General features: G+C 70.2%; 23 protein-coding genes and 1 riboswitch. Of the genes, 16 read left to right on the plus strand and 7 right to left on the minus strand.

Features of this window, described 5'->3' with window-relative positions:
- Positions 1-345 precede the first annotated feature (345 nt).
- From NVV32_RS02990 to NVV32_RS03005, 4 genes are all read left to right on the plus strand, one after another.
- Positions 346-1,647, plus strand: a complete 1,302-nt coding sequence (locus NVV32_RS02990; protein WP_422391318.1) for a CapA family protein — start codon at positions 346-348, stop codon at positions 1,645-1,647.
- A 484-nt stretch (positions 1,648-2,131) separates the two neighbouring features.
- Positions 2,132-2,317: a hypothetical protein gene (locus NVV32_RS02995; RefSeq protein WP_157365817.1), complete on the plus strand. Its 186-nt coding sequence runs from the start codon at positions 2,132-2,134 to the stop codon at positions 2,315-2,317.
- Between the two features lie 132 nt (positions 2,318-2,449).
- A complete protein-coding gene (locus tag NVV32_RS03000) occupies positions 2,450-3,664 on the plus strand; it encodes an NAD(P)/FAD-dependent oxidoreductase (protein ID WP_422391319.1) in 1,215 nt (404 codons plus the stop codon).
- A gap of 102 nt (positions 3,665-3,766) precedes the next feature.
- Positions 3,767-4,003 carry a hypothetical protein gene (locus tag NVV32_RS03005; protein WP_422391320.1) on the plus strand — a complete coding sequence of 79 codons (237 nt, stop codon included), beginning with the start codon at positions 3,767-3,769 and terminating at the stop codon, positions 4,001-4,003.
- Positions 4,004-4,072: 69 nt separating this feature from the next.
- Here NVV32_RS03005 and NVV32_RS03010 read toward each other — a convergent pair whose 3' ends face one another.
- Positions 4,073-4,972, minus strand: a complete 900-nt coding sequence (locus NVV32_RS03010; RefSeq protein ID WP_422391321.1) for a serine hydrolase — start codon at positions 4,970-4,972, stop codon at positions 4,073-4,075.
- Between the two features lie 254 nt (positions 4,973-5,226).
- Here NVV32_RS03010 and NVV32_RS03015 point away from each other — a divergent pair, with 254 nt between their 5' ends.
- The 3 genes from NVV32_RS03015 (at position 5,227) to NVV32_RS03025 (ending at position 8,468) form a co-directional block, all read left to right on the plus strand.
- Entirely contained in the window at positions 5,227-6,516 is a 1,290-nt protein-coding gene (locus NVV32_RS03015) for a glycerophosphodiester phosphodiesterase family protein (RefSeq protein WP_422391322.1), read from the plus strand.
- A 138-nt stretch (positions 6,517-6,654) separates the two neighbouring features.
- On the plus strand, positions 6,655-7,656 hold the full coding sequence (locus NVV32_RS03020) for an acetamidase/formamidase family protein (RefSeq protein WP_422391323.1): 1,002 nt from the start codon (positions 6,655-6,657) through the stop codon (positions 7,654-7,656).
- Positions 7,657-7,706: 50 nt separating this feature from the next.
- Positions 7,707-8,468, plus strand: coding sequence for an SDR family NAD(P)-dependent oxidoreductase (locus NVV32_RS03025; RefSeq protein ID WP_422391324.1), 762 nt, complete (start codon positions 7,707-7,709; stop codon positions 8,466-8,468).
- Between the two features lie 139 nt (positions 8,469-8,607).
- Here the strand turns inward: NVV32_RS03025 and NVV32_RS03030 are convergent, their stop codons facing one another.
- Positions 8,608-9,441 (minus strand): alpha/beta fold hydrolase, encoded by an 834-nt coding sequence (locus tag NVV32_RS03030; protein ID WP_422391325.1) that lies wholly within the window; start codon positions 9,439-9,441, stop codon positions 8,608-8,610.
- Positions 9,442-9,537: 96 nt separating this feature from the next.
- Between NVV32_RS03030 and NVV32_RS03035 the strand changes: the two genes are divergently transcribed.
- A complete protein-coding gene (locus tag NVV32_RS03035) occupies positions 9,538-10,116 on the plus strand; it encodes a TetR/AcrR family transcriptional regulator (protein ID WP_422391326.1) in 579 nt (192 codons plus the stop codon).
- Here the strand turns inward: NVV32_RS03035 and NVV32_RS03040 are convergent, their stop codons facing one another.
- Positions 10,117-10,410: a GNAT family N-acetyltransferase gene (locus NVV32_RS03040; protein WP_152816910.1), complete on the minus strand. Its 294-nt coding sequence runs from the start codon at positions 10,408-10,410 to the stop codon at positions 10,117-10,119.
- A gap of 81 nt (positions 10,411-10,491) precedes the next feature.
- Positions 10,492-10,851, minus strand: a complete 360-nt coding sequence (locus NVV32_RS03045; protein ID WP_152816911.1) for an STAS/SEC14 domain-containing protein — start codon at positions 10,849-10,851, stop codon at positions 10,492-10,494.
- Between the two features lie 130 nt (positions 10,852-10,981).
- On the opposite strand from NVV32_RS03045, the gene NVV32_RS03050 reads away from it, so the two are divergent.
- From NVV32_RS03050 to NVV32_RS03075, 6 genes are all read left to right on the plus strand, one after another.
- Positions 10,982-11,740: an SDR family NAD(P)-dependent oxidoreductase gene (locus NVV32_RS03050; protein ID WP_422391327.1), complete on the plus strand. Its 759-nt coding sequence runs from the start codon at positions 10,982-10,984 to the stop codon at positions 11,738-11,740.
- 97 nt (positions 11,741-11,837) lie between these two features.
- Positions 11,838-11,951: riboswitch (SAM riboswitch) on the plus strand.
- A gap of 36 nt (positions 11,952-11,987) precedes the next feature.
- Complete coding sequence (locus tag NVV32_RS03055) at positions 11,988-13,376, plus strand: LLM class flavin-dependent oxidoreductase (RefSeq protein WP_422391328.1); 1,389 nt, start codon at positions 11,988-11,990, stop codon at positions 13,374-13,376.
- Between the two features lie 137 nt (positions 13,377-13,513).
- Complete coding sequence (locus tag NVV32_RS03060; RefSeq protein ID WP_082471384.1) at positions 13,514-14,557, plus strand: methionine ABC transporter ATP-binding protein; 1,044 nt, start codon at positions 13,514-13,516, stop codon at positions 14,555-14,557.
- A complete protein-coding gene (locus NVV32_RS03065) occupies positions 14,554-15,258 on the plus strand; it encodes a methionine ABC transporter permease (protein ID WP_422391329.1) in 705 nt (234 codons plus the stop codon). Before NVV32_RS03060 ends, NVV32_RS03065 begins: the two co-directional genes overlap by 4 nt.
- Positions 15,259-15,356: 98 nt before the next feature.
- Positions 15,357-16,283 carry a MetQ/NlpA family ABC transporter substrate-binding protein gene (locus NVV32_RS03070; protein WP_055769715.1) on the plus strand — a complete coding sequence of 309 codons (927 nt, stop codon included), beginning with the start codon at positions 15,357-15,359 and terminating at the stop codon, positions 16,281-16,283.
- A 176-nt stretch (positions 16,284-16,459) separates the two neighbouring features.
- Positions 16,460-17,113 carry an SDR family oxidoreductase gene (locus NVV32_RS03075; protein ID WP_422391330.1) on the plus strand — a complete coding sequence of 218 codons (654 nt, stop codon included), beginning with the start codon at positions 16,460-16,462 and terminating at the stop codon, positions 17,111-17,113.
- 428 nt (positions 17,114-17,541) lie between these two features.
- Here the strand turns inward: NVV32_RS03075 and NVV32_RS03080 are convergent, their stop codons facing one another.
- The 3 genes from NVV32_RS03080 to NVV32_RS03090 form a co-directional block, all read right to left on the minus strand.
- A complete protein-coding gene (locus tag NVV32_RS03080) occupies positions 17,542-18,087 on the minus strand; it encodes a heme-degrading domain-containing protein (RefSeq protein WP_055769719.1) in 546 nt (181 codons plus the stop codon).
- Positions 18,088-18,201: 114 nt separating this feature from the next.
- Positions 18,202-19,194 carry a peptidase gene (locus NVV32_RS03085; protein WP_157365818.1) on the minus strand — a complete coding sequence of 331 codons (993 nt, stop codon included), beginning with the start codon at positions 19,192-19,194 and terminating at the stop codon, positions 18,202-18,204.
- Positions 19,195-19,408: 214 nt separating this feature from the next.
- A complete protein-coding gene (locus NVV32_RS03090) occupies positions 19,409-20,365 on the minus strand; it encodes a glycosidase (RefSeq protein WP_422391331.1) in 957 nt (318 codons plus the stop codon).
- A gap of 236 nt (positions 20,366-20,601) precedes the next feature.
- Between NVV32_RS03090 and NVV32_RS03095 the strand changes: the two genes are divergently transcribed.
- Both NVV32_RS03095 and NVV32_RS03100 read left to right on the plus strand, forming a co-directional pair.
- Complete coding sequence (locus NVV32_RS03095; protein ID WP_422391332.1) at positions 20,602-21,111, plus strand: hypothetical protein; 510 nt, start codon at positions 20,602-20,604, stop codon at positions 21,109-21,111.
- Between the two features lie 110 nt (positions 21,112-21,221).
- Positions 21,222-22,091 carry a Rieske 2Fe-2S domain-containing protein gene (locus NVV32_RS03100; protein WP_422391333.1) on the plus strand — a complete coding sequence of 290 codons (870 nt, stop codon included), beginning with the start codon at positions 21,222-21,224 and terminating at the stop codon, positions 22,089-22,091.
- Positions 22,092-22,138: the final 47 nt, after the last annotated feature.

Genomic DNA, 22,138 nt, shown 5'->3' on the forward strand with positions numbered 1-22,138 from the left:
GACGCCGAGACCGGGACCGAGAATGAGACACAGATGAAACCCCCACGCGCACGCTAGGGGTCATCCGACAGCCCGGGCAAGGCATCGACTCCGTCTTTCCGGCATCCTGCGGATCTCCTGAGCATCGGGAGCCGGGGAGCCGGGGAGCCGGGGAGCCGGGGACGGGAGCCGGAGCCGGTCAGATGCCGCTGGTCGGCCGGAGGCCGTCCGATGCGAAGTGACGGCGCCATGGTGTTCAATGGCGGCTACGGAAACAGACCGGCTGGCTCCGCCGTTCATCCCCGGAGCATCGAGGCCGGTCCGGCCCGGCGTCGACGCCGGGCCCGCACCCTGGAAGGTGGTGGCGTGACATACGGACCGATGACAGGAGAGCGCCGGCCGTCGCGGGTGGGCCCTACGGCCCCGGCCTCGGCGCTCCTGGTGGCGGCGCTGGTGCTCGCCGGCTGCTCGTCCCCGCCGAGCGGCACCGATGAACCGACATCGGGCGCCACGACCGCCACGCCATCGTCCTCCGGGTCCGCCCGTGCCTCGGCCGGTCCGGCGCCGAGCCCGTCGGCGACAGTGTCCGCCGGACCAACCGCTGATGCACCGGCGGCGATCGCCTGCGACGGCTGCCTCGACGTCGTCGTCAGCGGTGATCTCCTGGTGCACCCGCAGCTGTGGGACCAGGCGGCCGTCGATGCGGCCGTCACGGGGAAGGGCGCGCTGGACTTCGAGCCACTCCTCGCCGGCCAACGGCCCTACCTGGCGACGGCGGACCTCGCCATCTGCCATCTCGAGACGCCGGTCGCCGGTCCCGACGGCCCCTTCAGCGGCTATCCGCAGTTCAACGTCCCGCCCCAGATCCTGACGGCAGCGGCCGACGTCGGCTACGACGCCTGCACCTCCGCGAGCAACCACTCGATCGACGCGGGAACCGAGGGGCTGCTGCGGACCCTGGCGGCGCTCGACGCTGCCGGGCTCGAGCACACCGGGTCCTATGCCACGGAGGAGGACGCGGCGAAGGTGCTCATCCTCGACCAGCCCGAGGCGCGTGTCGCCGTCATCGAGGCGACCTACGGCCTCAACGGGCTCGTGCCGGACCAGCCATGGCGCGTCGACATGCTCGACGCCGACGTCATGATCGCCAAGGCCCGAGCAGCCCGAGCAGCCGGGGCAGACGTCGTGCTCGGCGCCGTCCACGCGGGCGACGAGTACGTGCCGACGCCGAACGCGCAGCAGGTGGAGATCGCCCATGCACTGGCCGACAGTGGAGAGTTCGATCTCCTCTACGGACACCATGCACACACTGTCCAGCCGATCGAGAAGTACAACGGCACGTGGATCGTGTACGGCCTGGGCAACGGCGTCACCGAACTCTCACCCGTGTACGACGTCAACAACGAGGGGATCACCGTCCGGGCGAGTTTCAGCAGGGACGACGCCGGCGCCTGGTCCGTCTCGGACCTCGTCTGGCTACCGTCACTGATCGAGCGTGACCCCTACCGGTGGTGTGCGCTGGCGCCGGACCGTCCGCCGGGGGAATGCTCGTCGCCCGAGCGGGAGGCTGCCTCACGGGAACGGACGCGATCGGTCGTCGAGTCGCTCGGCGCCCGGGAGGACGGAGCGCGGCCATGGGACCTGTCCGAGGAAGCGGGCTCCCGATAGGCGTCACGACGGGCGGTGCCACCGCCCGTTGCGGTGATCCTGAGCGAACACTGCGGGTCACGGGGGCTGGCCCTTCCTAGACTGATGCCATGGGGACAGGGACACGGTGATGCCGGGCGATGACGACCGCCCTCGTTCTTCCATGGACGAACCAGGCGCCCGGCGCGCGGCCGAGACCGCGGAGTTCCTCCGCCGGGAACTGACCCACGCCCAGGTCGAGCTGTATCGGTTCGAGCGGTCACGGTTGCAGCCCGTCGGAGGAGCTCACCTGGCCTGGCCCGGAGCAACCGGTCGGGCCACACCGTCCGGTAGCGCCAAATCCTCCGGGCGCACCCCATCGTCCGGGCGCACCCCATCGTCCGGTAGCACCCCATCGTCCGGTTCGCATCCTGACGGCACCGGCACCGGCACCGGCACCGGCACCGGCTCTTCCGTCGCGGCTGCGGCCCCCGTCGTCGTTCCCGCCGCGCCCCGACGTCGGAGCGTGCGCACCCTCCATGTCGTCGGACGTCGGCGCGGCACCGGGCTCGCTGTATGGCTGATGATCCTCTACCTCCTGCTGACCGTGCTGTCCCTCGCACCGGCGGACGAGAACGGCGCCCGGCCCGCCCACGGGCCGAGCGTCGTCGGACACGCAGAAGGTCCGTCCGGGGACCTTCCTGCGCACTGACGGATCTTCCCTGCCCGGTGTCGGTGACGGGCGGTACTGTCGGGAGGACAGGCCGCGCAGGGTGAAACGGAAGAGGTAGCTGTCATCGGTTCCAGGACGAACGCCGCGCCCGCGGGCCGCACGGTCCCCGTGGTGCCCACCGCCGGGGAGAAGCGCCACCACCAGGTCCTCATCATCGGCGGAGGCAACGCGGGTGTGTCCCTCGCCGGGCGCCTCCTGCGGTACCACGTGAAGGACGTCGCCGTCGTCGAGCCGCGCAGCCGCCACCTCTACCAGCCCCTGTTCTCCCACATTGCCGGCGGGACGGCTGATGCGTTCGAGGCCGTGCGGTTGCAGTCGGCGGTCATGCCCCAGGGCGTGGTCTGGATCCAGGACAAGGCCACGGACGTCAGCACCGGCACCAGCACGGTGCTGCTCGAGTCCGGTTCCGCCGTCACCTACGACCACCTGGTCGTGTGCCCCGGCATCCAGAACGATTGGACCTCCATCCCCGGACTCAAGGAGGCGATGGAGGGACCGTACGGCGGATCGAACTACGAGTACGAGCTGGCCCCGAAGGCCTGGAAGCTGTTCAAGGACCTGAAGCGCGGAACCGTCGTGTTCACGCAGCCGCCGGGTCCGGCATCCTGTGACGGCGCCGCCCAGAAGCCGATGTACCTCGCCTGCGACCACTGGCGCCGGCAGGGCGTTCTCGGGGACATCCGCGTGGTCCTCGCCGTCGCCACGCCCACGATCTTCGGCATGGACATCATCGACGAGGAACTGAATCGCAAGATCGACGAATACGGCATCGAGGTCCGGTACAGCACCGAACTCGCGTCCGTCGACCCGTCGGGCCGCACCGTCGGGCTCACGAACACCGAGACCGGAGCATCCGAGACCATCGCCTACGACGTGCTGCACGCCGTTCCCCCGCAGTCCGCTCCGGAATGGTTGAAGACCACCGACCTCCCGGCCCCCGGCAATCCCGGCGGTTTCGTCGAGGTGGATCCCCTCATCCTCCGGCACCCCCGTTTCCCGGCCATCTGGTCCCTCGGCGATGCCGCGTCCACCCTGAACTCGAAGTCCGGAGCCGCCCTCCGCATGCAGACGAAGGTTCTCGCGAAGAACCTGAAAGCCGTCCTGAAGGGCAAGAAGCCCACCGCGCAGTACAACCAGTACTCGGCCTGCCCGTTCGTGGTCAGCAAGAACACCGTGGTGTTCTCCGAGTTCGACGACAAGTACGCGCCCATGCCGACCGTGCCGGGCTGGGACAACCTGGCGCGTGAACGGCGCCTCACCTTCATCGCCGAGCGGGTCCTGCTGCCGAAGGTGTACTGGAACCTCATCCTGCGCGGACGCGCCTAGGAACCACCGACGCCCGGCGTTCCTCCGATACAGGGCCAGGGCGGCAGCAGGGCCGTAGGCTTCAGCCATGACCAGGGGGAAGCAGTCAGGCAGGGCCGTGCGGTGATCGAGGTGATCGGACTCGTCGCCAGGATCGTGTTCGAGTTGGTGATCGAGTCCTTCCCGTATTGGGGGTCCTCCGACCGCAGGACCTACCGGAGGTACCGGCGCGAGCTGCCAGCGGGGGAGAAGCTCCTCACCCGGAGGGAATGGCGTGCCGCCGAGCGTCCGGTGGGACCGCGCGGGCGGGCGACGGACCCCGAGGGCCGAACCGATGACCGGGCGCACGGGCAGGAGTAGGCCGGTGGCCACCGGCCAGGACTCCCGTCCGGCCGGAGGCCCGGGGCGAGGCTCGTGCCTCGCCGATCCTCAGCTGCCCGTCTGGAACAGGGCGGCCTCGGCGGTCCGGGTCACCGCGCGGATGAGCTCGGTCTGCTCGGACGTGCTGCCCTCCTCGGGTGCCTCCGTGTAGACCACGAGGGCGACGGTGGATCCGCGGTAGGTGAGGAGTGCCGCGTCGTGGAGCTCGCCGGCGACCTGCCCGTACTTGTGCTGCACCAGGACGTCGGGGCGGGACCCGGCCGGGATGAGATCCTCCTCGTTCGTATCCTGCATGTAGCCGAGCAGCTCCGTGGTGTGTTCCTCGTCGAGGAGTTCACCCGCGGAGAGCCGACGCAGCACGAGGGCCATGTCCGCGGCGGTCAGCAGATTCTCCTCCGGGTCGTACTCCACACCGAGCGACGAGGCATACGCCGTGAGCTCGGAGTGACCGACGGCGTCCATGAGCAGGAGCCACGCGTCATTGCTGCTGGTGTTGACCATGGCCTGGAGCTGGAAGGCGGCATCGTAGTCGCCGAGTGATTCGTCCAGGCGGGCTTCGCCTGTCTCCACCCGGTGGTAGTAGGCGGCCGCGGTGATGATCTTCGCCGTACTGGCGGCGAAGAACGGATCGCGGTCCCCGAACGTCCGCGTGGCCCCGCCCGAGACATCGGCAAGGGCTACTCCGACGCGGTACCCGCCCGCTTCGTCGAGAATCGCTGCCAGGTCCCGGTCCAGCGACGGCGGCGCGGCAGCCACCGGTGCGGTGGGGGCGGCGACCGGCTCCGGCACGCCCGATCCATCGTCGCCCGACGACCGGATGAGGGGCACGAGGACCGCCACGGTGGCGAGCGTGAGGGCGGTGGCTCCCCACAGGGTGCGTCTCCGCCGGACCCGGGTCGAGGGTCCCCGCCGTGCGATGACGTGACCTCCGGGACGGCCCTGCATCATCCTGTCCCTCCTTGCGGCGGCGCTGGGTCGTGTGACCACGGGCTGAGCGCACCTCGATCACGTCCGGCCGATCGTCTCCGCCTGCTGCAAGCCTACTGACCGGTACGGCCCGCGCCGGGTACATCGGGGCGCGTCCCCGTCAGGGCTTCATCGCCCGTTCATCCTGCGTTGCGGGCCATGTCCGACGGGAGCGATTGGATCGGACCGGGGCGCTGACCGCTCCCGTGCCTGTTCCCGATCGAAGGACGTCCTCCATGTCTTCCCGTTCCACCCGTTCCACCCGTTCCACCCGTTCCACCCGTGCCACCCGTGCCACCCCCGCAGTGGTCACCGCCGCCGTCGTCGGCCTCTCGCTCCTCGCCCTGCCCGCCCCCGGCGCGCAGGCAGCACCCAGCGCGCATCAGCGGGAAGAGCGGGTCGCGCCCGGACATCAGCCGGCGGGCCCCATCCTCGTCGGCCACCGCGGCGCCGGCGGCACGGCTCCCGAGAACACCGTCGCCGCCTTCAAGGAGGGACGGTCCTCGAAGGCGGACTTCATCGAGATCGACGTCCAACTCAGCGCCGACGGCGTGCCCTTCCTCTTCCACGATGACACCCCCGCCCGCACCACGGACGTGGAGGACGTGTTCCCCGGCCGTGCTTCGGACCCCATCACCTCGTTCACCTGGGCCGAACTCCAGCAGCTCGATGCCGGCTCGTTCTTCGACGAGCGCTTCGTCGGCGAGCGCATCCCGCACCTCGACGATGCCGTCGATGTCGCCACCCGCACCACGGGCGTCTACATCGAGATCAAGAGCCCCTCGAAGTCCCCGGGCATCGAGCAGCTGGTTGCTGACCAGCTGCTGACCGATCCTTCGTGGCGGAAGCTCGTCGCCGCGGACAAGGTGCAGGTGATCGGCTTCGACGTCGCCTCCAACCGCCGGTTCGCGGAGCTCGCCCCGCAGATCCCGCTGCAGCAGCTCACCGGAGCGGTGCCCGGCGACGCGGAGCTCGCTGCTCTGGCGGGCTTCGTCGATTCGGTCGGCGCCAACTACCGGACGCTCACCGGCGCCGACGTCGATCGTGTGCATGCGGCCGGCCTCGCCATGAGCGCCTACACCGTCAATTCGCCGGAGGCCGTCCAGGCCGTGGTCGATCTCGGTGTGGACGCGGTCACCACGGACTTCCCCGTCCAGAACGGCCGTTACCTGCGCGGGCTCCCGGTCTTCCCGGGTGCGGGCCTGGAGATCAGCGGCGCCGTGAACAACCCGCCGGGAGACGACGTCCAGCCGGAGAACGGTGAGTACGTGTCGCTGCGGAACGTTTCCGGAACAACCGTCGATGTCAGCGGATACTTCCTCCGGGACGCGGCCAACACCATTCTCCGCGTGGGCGAGGGGTACGTGCTGCAGCCTGGCGCGGAACTCCGCGTGTACACCGGGCCGGGGACGGACACGGCTGCCGCCTACTACAACGGACTGCCCGCCTCGGTGCTCAACAACACCGGGGACTCGCTCGGACTCTGGAGCGCGGACCTGCGCCTGCTGGACGTCTTCGCCAACTGACCCGGCCACCACCGCCGGTCATTCGACGGCTGTGCACCCGCAGCGCCGTCGAGTGTCCCGGCCCGGGGCGCCGGATGCAGGGATCGATACCCGCACCGGACCCTTGTCGGGGTCGGGGCCGCCCCGTAGCATCCGGTCATGGAGATCATCGAGTACCACCCGCGGCGGGACCAGCTCGTCTACACCTTCGGCGGCAGCGCCCCCGTGCTGAGGGTGCAGCCGGGTACCGCCCTCCGGCTCTGGTCCGAGGACGCCTTCAACAACGCCCTCACCTCGATCGACGACGTCAGCGGGGAGAAGGTGGACCTCGACTTCGTCAACCCGCAGACGGGGCCGTTCTACGTGGAGGGCGCGGAACCGGGGGACACCCTGGCCCTCCACATCGCCGATCTGACGCCGGCCCGGTCCTACGGCGCCTCGGCCACCATCCCGTTCTTCGGCGGCCTGACCAGCACGGACCGCACCGCCACGCTCCAGGACCCGCTGCCGGACATCACGTGGATCTACCACGTGGACACCGAGCGGCGAACGGTGGGCTTCCAGTCGCGACGCGGGGATTTCGAGGTCGCACTCCCGCTCGAGCCGATGCTCGGGACGGTCGGGGTGGCACCTCCCGGAGGCGAGGTGCGGTCCAGCCTGGTGCCGGAACGGTTCGGCGGCAACATGGACGCACCGGACGTGAAGGCGGGCACCACGGTGTACCTCGGCGTGAACGTCGAGGGTGCCCTGTTCTCGATCGGCGACGGCCACTACCGGCAGGGCGAGGGTGAGGCGTGCGGCACGGCCGTCGAGGGGGCCATGCATTCGACCATCATCGTGGACCTCGTCAAGGGCGGTGCGCCGGCGTGGCCGCGCATCGAGACCGACTACCACTGGGGCGCCGTCGGCTCCTCGCGTCCCATGGAGGACTCGTGGCGGATCGGGCAGGTGGAGATGGTGCGCTGGTTCGGTGATCTCTTCGGCCTGCACCAGCTCGATGCCTACCAGCTGCTGACGCAGACGGCCCTCGCGCCGATCGCCAACGCCGTCGACGCGAACTACAGCGTGGTGGTCAAGGCGCCCAAGGCACTGTTCCCCTCCGCCGACGCCTACGGGGGCCTGCACGCACACCTCCGGCGCCAGGCCGCAGACCTGCGCTGACGTCCCGCGCCCGGACACCCGTCCGGCGCCAGTCCGACCGAAGGAGCACCATGGACCTGCAGCTGACCGGCACCACCGCCCTCGTGACCGGAGGCACGAAAGGCATCGGCAGGGCCATCGTCCGGTCCTTCGCCGAGGAGGGGGCGAACGTCGCGTTCTGCGCACGGGACGCCGGGGAGGTCGCGGCGACCGAGCAGGCGTTCGCGTCGTCGTCGGGCCGCGTCGGCGGCTCCGTGCTCGACGTCGGCGACGGGGTGGCGGTTGCCGCCTGGGTGGACGCCGTGGCGGGTGACTTCGGGGGGATCGACGCGGTGGTCAGCAACGTCAGCGCGCTCGCGATCGAGGACACGGAGGAGAACTGGGAGGCGAGCCTCCGGGTCGATCTGCTCGGGACGGTGCGCCTGGTCAAGGCGGCCCTCCCGCACCTGGCGAGGAGTTCGACGCCGTCGATCACGGCGATCTCGAGTGTGTCCGGCCGTGAGGTGGACTTCGCCTCCGGACCCTACGGCACCGTGAAGTCGGCGCTGATCGCGTACATGGCGGGCCTCGCCTTCCAGCTCGCCGGGCAGGGCATCCGGGCGAACACCGTCTCTCCCGGCAACACCTACCACGAGGGCGGTGTGTGGGAGAGCATCGAGGGCGGTAACCCCGAACTCTTCGCCACCGCGATGGGCCTCAATCCCACAGGCCGGATGGGCACGCCGGAGGAGGTGGCGGACGCCGTCGTCTTCCTCGCCAGTCCCCGGTCCAGCCGTACCACGGGCGCCAATCTCCTGATCGACGGCGGCCTCACCCGCGGCATCCAGTTCTGACGAAGCACGACGGGCAGACCGGAACGGATGCAGGGCGGGGTACTCCGGTGGCCCGGACCGGAATCAGCAGGCCTGGCCGTGGCACCGAGGGGGACGTGCGCCGGTCACGGGACCGGCGCACGTCCCCCTCGGTCAGGGCCTACGTGGCGAGGAACGGGAGGAGGATCTCGTTGATCTCCGTACCGTGGGTCCAGAGCATGCCGTGGGGCGCACCCTCGATCTCGACGTACTCGGCGGCGGGCAGGCGCTTGGTGAACTCGCGTCCCGTCGCATCGATGGGCAGGATGCGGTCGTCGGTGCCGTGCGCGATCAGGGTGGGGACGGTGATCTTCTCGATGTCGGCGCGGAAGTCCGTCAGCCAGGAGTCGACGACGGCGAAGGACGCGTACCAGGACGAGCCCGAGGCCACGTTCCAGGCGTTGCGGAGGGCTTCCTCGCTCAGGCGGTTGCCGAGGAAGGTGTCGGTGTTGAAGAAGTCGTTGTAGAAGTTCGTGAACCAGGCGTAGCGGTCCTCTATGGCGGCGGAGCGGATGCCGTCGAACACGGTCGAGGGGACGCCCGTGGGGTTGTCGTCGGTCTGCAGCAGGAACGGTTCGAGCGAGGCGAGGAAGACGGCCTTGGCGACACGGGCCTCGCCGTAGGTCCCGATGTACCGGCCCACCTCGCCGGTGCCCATCGAGAATCCGACGAGTACGGCGTCGTTGAGGTCGAGGGTCTCGAGCACCGTGTTGAGATCGGCGGCGAAGGTGTCGTAGTCGTAGCCGGTGGTGGGTTTGCTGGACTGGCCGAAGCCCCGGCGGTCGTACGTGATGACGCGGTACCCGGCGTTCAGGAGGGCCGCGGTCTGCTTCTCCCAGGAACCACCGTCCAGCGGGTAGCCGTGGATGAGGACGACCGGCTGGCCTGCGCCGTGGTCCTCGTAGTAGAGGTGGAGGTCCGTGCTGTTCTCGGTGCCGACCTTGATGAAACCCATGATCCGATCCCTTTCCTCGAGCGGTGAGAACGGTCGTTCTCTCCTGCTGCTCACAGCGTATAGAACGATCGTTCTCAAAACAAGTAGAATGGCTGGATGACTTCTGACGACGTGCGGACGCGCATCATCGCGACCGCCGATGACCTCTACAACGCGCGCGGCATCCAGTCCGTCGGCATGGACGAACTGCGGACGGCCGCCGGGGTCTCGCTCAAGAAGCTCTACCAGGAGTTCCCCTCGAAGAGCAGCATCGTCATGGCCGTCCTCGAGCGGTGGCACGCGTCATGGACCGAAGGGCTGGACGCGCGGGTACGGCAGGCCGATGCACCGCGGGACCGGCTGCTGGCGATGTTCGACTACCTCGCCGAGTGGTTCGGGCAGGACTCGTTCCGCGGCTGCGGCTTCATCAACAGCTTCGCGGAGCTGGGTGCCGTGAGCCCCGACGTCGCCGAGTACGCCCGCAAGCACAAGGAGTCCTTCCAGGTCTACGTCGGCCACCTGGCAGCGGACGCGGGAGCGCCGTCGGATCTCGCCCCGCAGCTGTCGATCCTGGCCGAGGGTGCACAGACGACGGCGGCGATCGCCCGCACCTCCGACGCCGCCGGCCATGCACGGAGGGCTGCCGAGGTGCTCGTCGACGCTGCGCTCATGCGCCCGTCACGTCGTGCCGGCTGATCAGCCGACCAGGTCGCGGTACTCGGGGTGGTCGTCGATGAACGCCGCGACGAACTCGCACTCGGGCACCACCGTCAGGCGCCGGTCCCGTGCGTCGTCGAGCGCGTGGCGGATCAGGGTGCTGCCGACGCCACGGCCCTCCAGGTCCTCGTCGACCACGGTGTGCGTGAAGACGATGGTGTCATCGGAGAGCTCGTAGGCGGCGATGCCCGCCGGATCGCCGTCGAGTGCTGCCTCGTAACGGCTCTTCGCCTTGTTGTCGGTGACGGCCACGTCTGGATGCTCGCTGCTCATGGAGTCACTCTGGCACCCGCGCCGACAGGCGGTCAACGACACGACGCTGGGCGTGCGCGGCTCCTCCCCTGGCTCCGGGAGCTAGGCCGGAGCGTGCGACGAGCTCGATTCGAGGAGCCAGGCGACGGCGTCGGTCTCCGAGGTGAAGTACCGGGTCGCGGTGGGGGAGCGGTGGGAGAAGCCCGACATCACTTCGTCCACGACGTCCTGGCCGACCAGCGCCACCCTGGAGAATCCGCGGTAGCTGCTCATCCCGATCCGGGCCTCGGGCGTGATGCCCGTGATTCCGTGCATGTGGACGAGGAGCGGCAGGGCCGTCGGTCCGTGGAACTCGGCGAGGGCCGCGGCCGCGGCGACGGCGTACGGGTGGGTGATCTCGACACCGCGTCGCCAGCGCAGTCTCAGGATCCCGCGGTCGAAGTTCGCGGTGAACGGGTCCATCGAAGTCCTTCGATCGGCGGCTGGGGGCATTGATCAGCCAGCGTAGCAAGACGCACCCCCGGATCGCTTCGACCGTCCACAGGTGCCCATTCCGCCGTACGGGGGCCGTGCAGGTTGTAGCCTCCTGTCCATGACACTGAGCATTCTGGTGACCGGGGCCAGTCGAGGTATCGGCGCAGCCATCGCCCTGGACCTGTCCGGGCGGGGGCACCGCATCGCCGTGCACGCGGGGCGGGACACGGCGGCGGCGGAGGCCGTCCGGGACGGACTCCCCGGAGCGGGTCACACCGTCGTGGTCGGCGATGTCGGTGATCCTGACGCCTGCCGGCGCATCGTCGACAGTGCCGTCGACTCCCTCGGCGGAATCGACGTGCTGGTCAACAACGCGGGCATCTTCGAGGCGCATCCCGTCGACGGCACGTCCTTCGAGGAATGGCAACAGGCCTGGCGCCGCACCCTCGACGTGAACCTGCTCGGTCCGGCGAACCTCGCGTGGCTCGTGGCGCAGCACCTCGTCGGACGCCCCGCAGGTCCGGAGGGCGGGCGCCTCATCAGCGTCGGGTCCCGGGGCGCCTACCGCGGTGAACCCGCCACGCCCGCGTACGGTGCGAGCAAGGCGGGGCTGCACGCACTGACGCAGTCGCTCGCCGTCGCCCTCGCGCCGCACGGGATCCTCGCCGCCGCCGTCGCGCCAGGCTTCGTCGAGACCGACATGGGCAGGACCGTCCTCGACGGTCCGGGCGGGGACGCGGTGCGCGCGCAGAGCCCGTTCAACCGCGTGGCGACGCCGGAGGACATCGCCCGGACGGTGGGCTGGCTCGCCACCGACGCGCCGCTCTGGGTCAGCGGGACCGTGGTGGACGCCAACGGGGCGTCCTACCTGAGGTGAGGCCGGCCCGGCGGGCCGTCCACCACATTGCCTCGTGACGTTCTGTGACGACGGCCGATGGACGCCTGCAGGGCCTCGCCCTTAGGCTCGGGAGCAGAATCAAGAGTTCCAACGCAAAACCCTGGTTTGTTGGACGGCAACCCTCTCGCTGTAGCGGGGTGCCCCAGGTGAGGATTCGGCCCGTCATGCACCGTGCGGGCAAGTATGGCGCTTCCTTCCGGCAGTGCCCCGGACACGAGGATCCTTCATGACCTCTGCACCCCGCCGTATCCGCTTCAATGCCTTCGACATGAACTGCGGGGGCCACCAGTCGCCCGGTCTCTGGCGGCACCCTGAGGACCAGTCCTGGCGCTACAAGGACCTGCGCTACTGGGCGGACCTCGCGCAGACCCTGGAGAAGGGCCTGTTCGACGGCATCTTCATCGCGGACGTCCTCGGCACCTACGACGTCTTCGGCGGCTCCAACGAGGCGACCCTGCGCCAGGGGACGCAGACGCCGGTCAACGACCCTTTCCTGCTCGTCTCCGCGATGGCCCTCGTCACGGAACACCTCGGCTTCGGCGTCACGGCCGGCACTGCCTACGAGCACCCGTACCCCTTCGCGCGGCGCCTCTCCACCCTCGACCACCTGACCGACGGCCGCGTGGGCTGGAACGTCGTCACCGGCTACCTACCCTCCGCGGCCCGCAACATGGGCCACGAGGACCAGCTGGAGCACGACCAGCGCTACGACCACGCCGACGAATACCTCGAGGTGCTCTACAAGCTCCTCGAAGGCTCCTGGGAGGACGACGCCGTGGTCCGGGATCGTAGGACCGGCGTCTTCACCGATCCGGCGAAGGTCCACGAGATCCAGCACGACGGCACGTTCTTCACCGTTCCCGGCATCCACCTCAGCGAACCGTCGCCCCAGCGCACCCCCGTCATCTACCAGGCGGGGGCCTCCCCGCGGGGTATCGCCTTCGCGGCAGGCAACGCGGAAGCGGTCTTCGTCGGCTCGCCCACGAAGGCCCTCCTGAAGGACGCCGTCCACAGGATCCGCGACGCCGTCGAGGCCGAGGGGCGCGACCGCTACTCCGTACGCATCTACACGATGCTGACCGTCATCACGGACGAGACCGAGGAGAAGGCGCACGCCAAGCACGCCGACTACCAGCAGTACGTCAGCTACGAGGGCGCGCTCGTCCTGCTCTCCGGCTGGCTGGGCATCGACCTCAGCGTCTACGACCCCGACGAGCCGATCGGCACTGTGCAGTCCAATGCCATCCAGTCCGCGGTGGCGAACTTCCAGAAAGTGAACGACGACGGCCTCCCCTGGACCGTCCGCGACATCGCCGCGTGGGCCGGTATCGGCGGGCTGGGGCCGAGGGTCGTCGGGTCCGGCGCGCAGGTGGCCGACGAGCTGCAGTCCTGGGTCGAGGAGACGGACGTGGACGGGTTCAACCTCGCCTACGCCATCACGCCGGGCTCCTTCGAGGATGTCATCACCCATGTGGTGCCCGAGCTGCAGAAGCGCGGCGCGTATCCGACGGCCTACGCGGAGGGGACGCTCCGCCAGAAGCTGTTCGGCAAGGGTGACCGGCTTCCCGCCGAGCACCGCGGTGCAGGCTACCGGCTCCAGCCCGCCCGCCCCTGACGCACCCGTCCCGCCGCACCTCCGCGACACCCCGCTCCCGCTCGCCCCTGGCGCACCCGTCCGACCGCACATCCACGGCGCCCGCGACGCTTGCACTCCAGCCCATCCCGACCCGCTCGACCTTCCCGAGGAACCCCATGATCTCGCTGAGACACCTGACCAAGACCTACGGCCGCGGCGACGCCGCCGTCACCGTGCTCGACCACCTCGACTTCGAGGTGCCCACCGGGCGGATCGCCGCCGTGGTCGGCCCGAGCGGTGCCGGCAAGAGCACCCTCGCGCAGTGCATCAACCTCCTCGAACGCCCCACGTCGGGGTCCGTCGTCGTGAACGGTGAGGACCTCTCCGGCCTGCCCGAGAAGCGCCTCCGCGACGCCCGGCGCCGGATCGGCACCGTCTTCCAGTCCTCGAGCCTGCTCAGCCGCCGCACGGCCGCCGAGAACATCGCCCTGCCCCTCGACTTCCTCGGAGTGACTCCGCAGGAGACGAGGAGCCGGGTCGGTGAACTGCTGGAGCGCGTGGGACTCACCGACAAGGCGGGCCACTACCCGTTCCAGCTCTCCGGCGGGCAGGCCCAGCGCGTCGGCATCGCCCGGGCGCTCGCGCTGCGTCCCTCCATCCTCCTGGCCGACGAAGCCACGTCCGGGCTGGACCCGGACACCACGCGCTCCGTCGTCGGACTCGTCCGCGAACTGCGCGACGACCTCGATCTCACGGTCGTGTTCATCACCCACGAGATGGACACGGTGCGGCAGGTCGCCGATACCGTCGCCCGGCTCGACCACGGGAGAATCGTAGAGCAGGGCAGCCTCGTGAACCTGCTGACCTCGCACGGCTCCCGCCTCGGGCGCTCGCTGCAGCCCCGTCGCGGCCACGCGGGACCGGAAGCCGGCACGCGGACCTGGTTCGTCACCTACGATTCCACCACCGTGCCCGGCGACTGGATCCAGCGCGTGACCGCCGACCTCGGCGCGAGCGTGCACCTCCTGGGGGCGTCGGTCGAGACCGTGCACGGCGTCAACACGGGCAGTGCGACGCTCGGCATCGGAACGGACGACGACGCCCGCGTCGTGGCGGCGCTCGCCCGGTGCGGACTGAGCGGCACTCCCGACCACTCCGCCGCATCCTTCGGTCCGACCGACGAGCGGATCCTCGCCGGAGCCCTCGAGGACGCGGCATGAGCGCCGTCGTCCTGCCGCGCGCCGACGTCCCCCTCGGGGACCTGCCCGCCCTCCTGCTCCCCGCCTACGGGCAGACCGTCACCATGGTGGGCATCGTCATGGCCGTGGTCCTCGTGATCGGGACCCCCCTCGGTGTGCTGCTCCACAACGCGGCTCCCGGCGGGCTCCACGAGCGCCCGGCACTGCACACCCTGCTCAGCTGGATCATCAGCATCGGCCGGTCGCTGCCCTTCCTCATCCTCATGGCGGCGATCGTGCCGTTCACGCGCTTCGTCACGGGTACGAACATCGGCATCGCCGCAGCGGTCGTGCCGATGTCGCTCGCGGGCATCGCCTTCTTCACGCGTATCGTCGAGAACGCCCTGCGCTCGGTGCCGCCGTCCATCATTCAGGTGGCACGGGCCGCGGGCGGGTCCCACCTCCAGATCATGCGGTCCGCGCAGTTCGGGGAGGCCGTCCCCGCGGTGATCGGCGGCCTCACCATCCAGGTGATCGCGATGATCGAGTACTCGGCCATCGCGGGCACCATCGGTGCCGGGGGCATCGGCTACGTCGCCGTCACCTACGGCTACCAGCGGTTCGACAACACCGTGATGCTCGCGACGATCGTGATCCTCGTCGTCACCGTCGCCCTCGTGCAGGTGGCCGGCGACCGCCTGGTCCGGTTCACCACGCCGCAGAAACGGCTCCAGCGCGCCTGACGCCGCGGCGTCGTCGGCTCCATCCCGCTCCACCGCCACCCGGTTCCCCTGCTCCACCCGACACCGCGCCCTCCGGCGCGCCCAGAAAGGCCTCCACCATGTCCGAGAACACCCCTTCCCCCTCCGCCGGCACACCGACCCCCGAGGCCGATCACGGCTTCACGCTCCGCACACGGCGCAGGGCCCCGTGGATCGCGGGAGGCGCCGTCGTCGTGCTCGCGGCCGGTGCCTTCATCGCCGTACCGCTCCTGAATCCCGCGGAATCCGCAGCCGAGACGGAGGGCGCCACCCTCCTCGTCGCCACCGCCGAGGGGAACCACGCCGAGCAGGCGCTCATCGAGTTCATCGACCGCGAGGTCGCACCGAAGTACGGCATCGACATCGAGTTCACGGGGCTCAGCGACAGCAACACCATCAACCGGGCGGTGAGCGAGGGCGAGGTGGCAGCGACCGTCTACCAGCACGAACTGTGGCTCGGGCAGGTCCTCGAGGCCAACCCGGACTTCCGCGAGACCGCGGTGGCGCCGGTGTTCCGCTGGGGCTTCGGCATCTGGTCGGACAAGTACACGAGCGTCGACCAGATCCCCGACGGCGGCACCATCTCGCTGTACTCCGACCCCGCCAACGAGGCCCAGGGGCTGTGGCTGCTCGAGCGGGCCGGCCTGATCACCCTGAAGGACGGCGTGGACAAGTGGGCGGCCACCCAGGACGACATCGCGACCAACCCCAAGAACCTCACCTTCACGCTCCTCGACTTCGGGGCGCAGTCGAGGGCGCTCCCGGACCTCGATGCCGCCGTCGGCTACACGGAGTACTACACCGCGGCGAAGGTACCCCTGGAGAAGCAGATCTTCGCGCCGGCGGCGCCGGACGAGTTCGCCTCGCAGCTGACCGTCGGCACCGACTACCTGGAGACGGAGAACATCCAGAAGCTCACCGAGGCCTTCGCCGACCCTGCCGTCCAGGAGTTCCTCACCACGGACCCGAGCGTGAAGGACCTCCTGCTGCCGATCGACGCCTCCTGAGCGCTGCGTCCGGGGACCGCGCGTCCCACCGTGCCAGAGCCCGGGCGCGGGAGGCACGGCGTCCGCGTGATGGGGATACGGGTGCGCTCCGGGCTGAACCCCCCGGAAGCGGTGGCTTCGGCGCGGGGTGGGGACTAGCGTCGGGACCAGACAATCAATCGATCGAAGGAGTTCCCATGTCACGCGTAGCCATCATCGGCGGGCACGGCAAAGTAGCGCTGCACCTCACGAAGATCCTCACGGACCAGGGCCACCAGGTCAGCTCGATCTTCCGCAACCAGGACCACGCCGCCGACGTCGAGCAGGCAGGCGCCACGCCCGTCGTCGCCGACCTCGCGGAGCTCTCGGTGCAGGACATGGCGGACGTCTTCAGCGGGCACGACGCCGTGGTCTGGTCCGCCGGATCCGGTGGCAGCAGCCCCGAGGCCACGTACACCATCGACCGCGACGCCGCGATCCGGTCGATGGACGCCGCCGAGCAGGCCTCTGTGGGCCGGTACGTCATGGTGTCCTACCTCGGGGCGGGCAAGGACCACGGCGTGCCCGAGGACAACAGCTTCTTCCACTACGCCGAGTCGAAGGCCGCCGCCGACGAGCACCTGCGCAACTCGAAGCTTGCCTGGACCATCCTCGGTCCCGGCTCCCTGACCACAGATCCGGGGACCGGCACCATCGAGGTGTCCGACAAGCCCCAGCAGGATTCGGTGCCCCGCGAGGACGTGGCCCACGTGGCCGCCGTCGTGCTCGGGGACCTCGGGACGGTGGACCGGACCATCCAGTTCAACAGCGGTCCGACGCCGATCGCCGAGGCGATCGAGGCAGCCATCTAGGGCGCGCACCACCGAACGATGACGGCGCCGGGCCTGGTCCGGCGCCGTCGTCGTGTGCCGGGCCTGTGTGTTCCGGGCTTGGTCGCCGCGTCCTTCCCGCATCAGCCGGCCTGGCTGCCCTGTGACTGGCGTCGCGACGGGGCAGGCCGCAGCGGGTAGACGCCGCTGCTTCGTGCATGCCTTTCACGCCCCGAACCGCGTGTCACGGCGCGACACGCCGCGAAGGACCGGCCTACCGACCGAAAGGCGTGCACGAAGGCACACCCGGAGGCTGATTCGGGGCGGGTGGGACGACGACGGCGGCCGAGAGGCCGCGCGCGAGAGCGCACCCCGGAGGTTGACTCGGGGCGGGCGGACGGGCGGACGGGACGACGGCGGCGGCTGGGAGTGTGCGCACGAGGGCATACCCCGGGCGGGGAGGAACCCGGTTAGAGCCCGTCGGCGGCGTGGAAGGTGCGGAGCGCCTCGACCACGAGCTTGTGGTCCTCGAGTTGCGGCAGGCCGGACACCGTCACGGTGGCCACCGGTCCCACCCCGCGGATGTACAGGGGGAAAGAGCCGCCGTGGGCCGCGTGGGTCGTCGGGTCCACCATCGGGTTGCCCTCGAAGCTGCCGCCGTTGCGCCGTGCCCTCAACCCGACGAGCAGTGACGGCACCAGGTAGCGGGCAGCGGTGCGGCTCTTGGCGTCGAGCCAGAAGTCGTTGTCGGGTGTGGCGCCGTCGAGCGCGGCACGGAAGAGGATGTGGTTCGGTTTGCTGATGCCGATGGCGATCGGCAGGTTCCGGCCGACCCCCATCTGGACGAGGAGCTGACCGAGCGCCACCGCGTCGTCGTTGGTGAAGCGGGTGAACTGGAGCTCGGCAACCTCTCCCTCGACCTTCGCGATGAGCGCTTCGAGTGCTTCCGCGGGCTGGTCGCCGCCTCCGTCGGGATCGAACGGACGGAGGACTGTCGAGGGGGCATCATTGCTCATTGGCCAAATCTACGTGGTCGGGAGTGGTCGGCGGAATCGCCGGCGGCGGACGATCTCCGGTGGTCTTGACACCGCGCGGAAGCGGCGTCCGTGCGGCTCGGACGGCGGGCGGGGTCAGTGTCCGGGCGCGCAGGGTCCGGACCCGAGGAGCGCGAGGCCGGCCCGGTCTCCCGGGCCGAAGGACACCAGCCCGGTGTTCGCCGCGTACATCAGCTCGCGCGGATCATCCACGTGGTCGAGCCCGACGACATGGGCGAGTTCGTGCATGAGGGTCGCGCGGACGAGGTCCCTTCCCGCGGGGTACGCCAGCATCCCGGTCGCATCGGGTGCGTCGATCTGCACCTGCCCACCGACATAGACGAGCGGCTCTCCGGGGACGTACGCGTACTCACTGCCACCCAGTCCGGCGATGTCGCCGGCGAGCTGGGGAATCTCCGCGGGGCTCGTCCAGGTGATGAGGACGGGGGCCCAGGTCCGGCCGTAGAGCTCTGGCTGGTAGAGGTCGCGTTCCTCGGACGGCCCCTCCGTCGTCAATCCGTCGTCGACGAAGTGCAGCCCGGTGGCCGCGGACACCTCCGCCACGGCTTCCTGCACGAGCCCTTCCGTCCCCAGCGGCGCATTGTCCGGGCGGACGACGTAGTGCACCGGGCGGCACGGGTCGACAGCCACCCAGTCCTGCGACTCGGTGGGCGACGGGAGGAGCTGATAGGCGCCCGATGCCGGAACGAGCGGTGGTACGCCGAGCGGACTGTCCTGTGCCTCGACGCCCCGGGGTGGCACATTCGCTCCGGGCAGGTAGGGCAGGGCGATCGGCAGGACGAAGCGATCGAACAGCGACGGCGTCGCGTACAGGAGGGCGAGGAGCAGGACGACCCCGATCGCGGCGGTGGAGGACCGGGTTCGGGACGCCCGCCGTCGTGATCCTCGGAGCCCGGCCCGCCTGCTCCGCCGGGAGTCGGTCGCAGGAGCGCGCCATGGGTGAGGATCACTCGCCACGCCCACGGCGTCGTCCAGCGCCCACTGCGGGACCCTGCCCGAGGGTGAGCGCCGCAGCTTGCCGGCCCCGTCCCTGCGCTCGTGGTACCAGTCCCGATCCATCGCACCCATGTGCAGCCCCCATCCTGTCCCTCCCATGCTGAGGGAGGTCGTGGACGTGGGCGGACGGCAGGGCGGGTCCTTGGGCAAAGCTGCGGCAAGGCTGAGCGGAACGACGTCGGCCCCGCCTCCTGCTGTGCGGCAGTGATCCGCGCGATCCCGGGAACGACGACGGCCCCGCCTCCTGCCGCACGGGCAGGTGACGGGGCCGTCGGCCGGGATCGGCCTAGGAGGTCGTGATGTCCCTCGTGGCGTAGTCGAAGCGGAACGTGACCGACGTGTCCGAGAGCAGGTGCAGTTCGTGGTTGGCGCCGTCGCGCACGCCGAACCGGCCGTAGTTCTCGTCCCAGCCGCCGTTCACGAGGATCTTGAACTGATAGGTGCCGGCGGGCAGCTGCAGCGTCTGCTTCCAGAGGTTCTCGGTCGGCTCCCACACGAACTGCAGCTCGCGGAGGTCCGTGCTCCAGTGGCCCGCCTCGCCGAACAGCGGATCGAAGTCGCCGGAGAGTGCGACGGACTGCGGCTGACCCTGCCAGGCCTCGTCGGCCGGGGTGCCGGTCGGTACCTGCTCGGTGGCGACGTCGGGGGAGACCTCGAGGGTCGGGGCGACGTCGGGCGGGGTGGGGTCCTCGGAGTTCGTGGCGTCGGCGGGGGCGAGGTCCGCCATGGTCTCCGAGATGTCCGACTCCTCGGCTGTCGCGGGCGGCTCCGATCCCTCAGCCGACGCCGTCACGCCCGCCTCCGGGTCGGCCTGGACGGCCTGCGCGTCCTCGCCGAGGGACTCGGGGGACTGCGGCGCGTGCGTGACGGCCGGGGCCTGCTCGGGCACGGGGGCGCCGCTGATCATGGCGTTGATGAACTGGTCGGGATCGGCGAACGCGTGGACCGCGCGGATGCCCTCGTCGGTCGCCGTCCAGCCGGAGCGGCCCTTGACCAGCCAGCCGGCCTTCACGAGCTTGGCCGTCGCCGTCGTCAGGGCCTTGTACCCGCGGGGGACGCCGCCGGAGAGGAGCTCTGCCTCCTTGGCGTCGAAGGGGACTGCCGCCACAGCCTGCGACATCACGTCGCTGGGCGCGACGCTGTTCCCGGCGTCCTGGTGCTCGGCGAGCAGGGCGAGGGTGGTGCGCAGGCGGACGTTGGTGCTGTTCCGGGGGGCGATGACGATCTCCTTCGTGGTGTTCATACGGCGTGCTGCGGTCCATCATGACCGCGGGTCCCCGCGCGCGGTGAGGAATCTGCGGAGCGCATGCTCCTACCCAGGCGGATCGCGGCGTGCTAGGACTGCGGACGGCAGCACATTGATAGTATCGAAGGAACCCCGCCCGGTGCGCCCCGGGGCGCCGGATGACGGCCCGACATCCGGGGGCGACGCCGTGGACCCGGCCGCGCCATCCGGTGGGACGGTGCTAGGTTCGCGGGATGGCAACCAGACCAGCGATCAGGACGAGACCCGGCACGACGACGGCGCCCACCTCGCTGCCCCGCACCATCGCGCGCTTCGTGCTCGGGGCGTTCCTCCTGTTCGCGGGGACCGCCCATCTCACCGTCGCCCGGTCCGAGTTCGCCGCGCAGGTGCCGTCCTGGCTGCCGCTCGACACGGAGGTCGTGGTGATCGCGTCCGGCGTCGTCGAACTGCTCCTCGGTGCGGCGCTCGTCGCGCTCGGGCGGTACCGGGTCGTCGTCGGGTGGGTGGTCGCCGCGTTCTTCGTCGCGATCTTCCCGGGCAACATCGCCCAGTACGTCGAGGGTGTGAGCGCTTTCGGCCTGGACACCGACGCGGCACGCCTGACGCGGCTGTTCTTCCAGCCCGCGCTCGTTCTCTGGGCGCTCTGGTCCACGGGCGCCTGGCGGGACCGTGCGGTCCTGAGCCGGACCGGGCGGAGCCGGATTGGGCTGAGCCGGACCGGGCGGAACCGTCCGCGGCCCTAGGGTACGCGGCCTGATCCGGCAAGAGCCCACCACCCGCCGGTATTCGTCAGTATGCTTCCCATGTCAGCTGGTGGTGTTCGCCGCCCGGACCTGCGATATGGGAGAACTCCATGAAGACACTCCGTCCCCTCCAGTCCATCGACAAGCTCGAGAACGCTGCCGCACTGGATCCGGTGGCCAACAGGGTCCGTGACGTGGTGCAGGCCGTGCTCAAGCCCGGTGCCCTGCGTGATGTCCTGCACGGTGTGCCCATCGGCCACCCGCTGCACCCCCTGATGATCCTCGTCCCGACCGGAAGCTGGCTCTCCGCGGCGGTCCTGGACCTGATCCCGGGATCCAACAAGGCGTCCGCCGTCCTCATCGGCACCGGTGTCGCCAGCGCTGCCCCCACGGCGCTCGCCGGCTGGGCCGACTGGTCCGAAGGCCACGAGCAGCAGCTGCGCGTCGGGATCGTGCACGCGACCGCCAACCTGATCGCCGTCGGCCTGTACACCGGCTCGCTCCTCCAGCGGCTGCGCGGCAGGTCCGGCAAGCTGCTCTCCTACACGGGCCTCGTGGTTGTCTCGGCCGGTGGCTTCCTCGGTGGGCACATGTCCTACCGGCAGTCGCTCGGCGCCAACCACAACGAGGACGTGCCGCACCGCATCGAGGCCGGCTGGCACTCCATCGGGTCCCTCGAGGAACTGCAGGAGGGCATGCTCGAGAAGCGCGTGCTGGGCGAGATCCCGCTCGTCGTCTTCCGCCGGGGCAGCGAGGTCTCGGTGCTCTCCAACACCTGCAGCCATCTCTCCGGGCCGCTGAACGAGGGCAAGGTCACGGTCGACGACGGCGATCCGTGCGTCGTCTGCCCGTGGCACAACAGCGGGTTCTCCCTGAAGACCGGTGAGGTGGTGCAGGGTCCTGCGACCTCTCCTCAGCACTCCTTCGCGACGCGGGTGATCGCCGGCCAGGTCGAGGTGTCGCTCCCCAACGCGGGCTGACGTCCGCGCTCGGTCGGATCCCGACGGCGGCGCGGGCGGAAGCGCTC

Origin of the sequence: Arthrobacter sp. N1, assembly GCF_048288285.1 — a bacterium.
Taxonomy (GTDB): Bacteria; Actinomycetota; Actinomycetes; order Actinomycetales; family Micrococcaceae; genus Arthrobacter_D.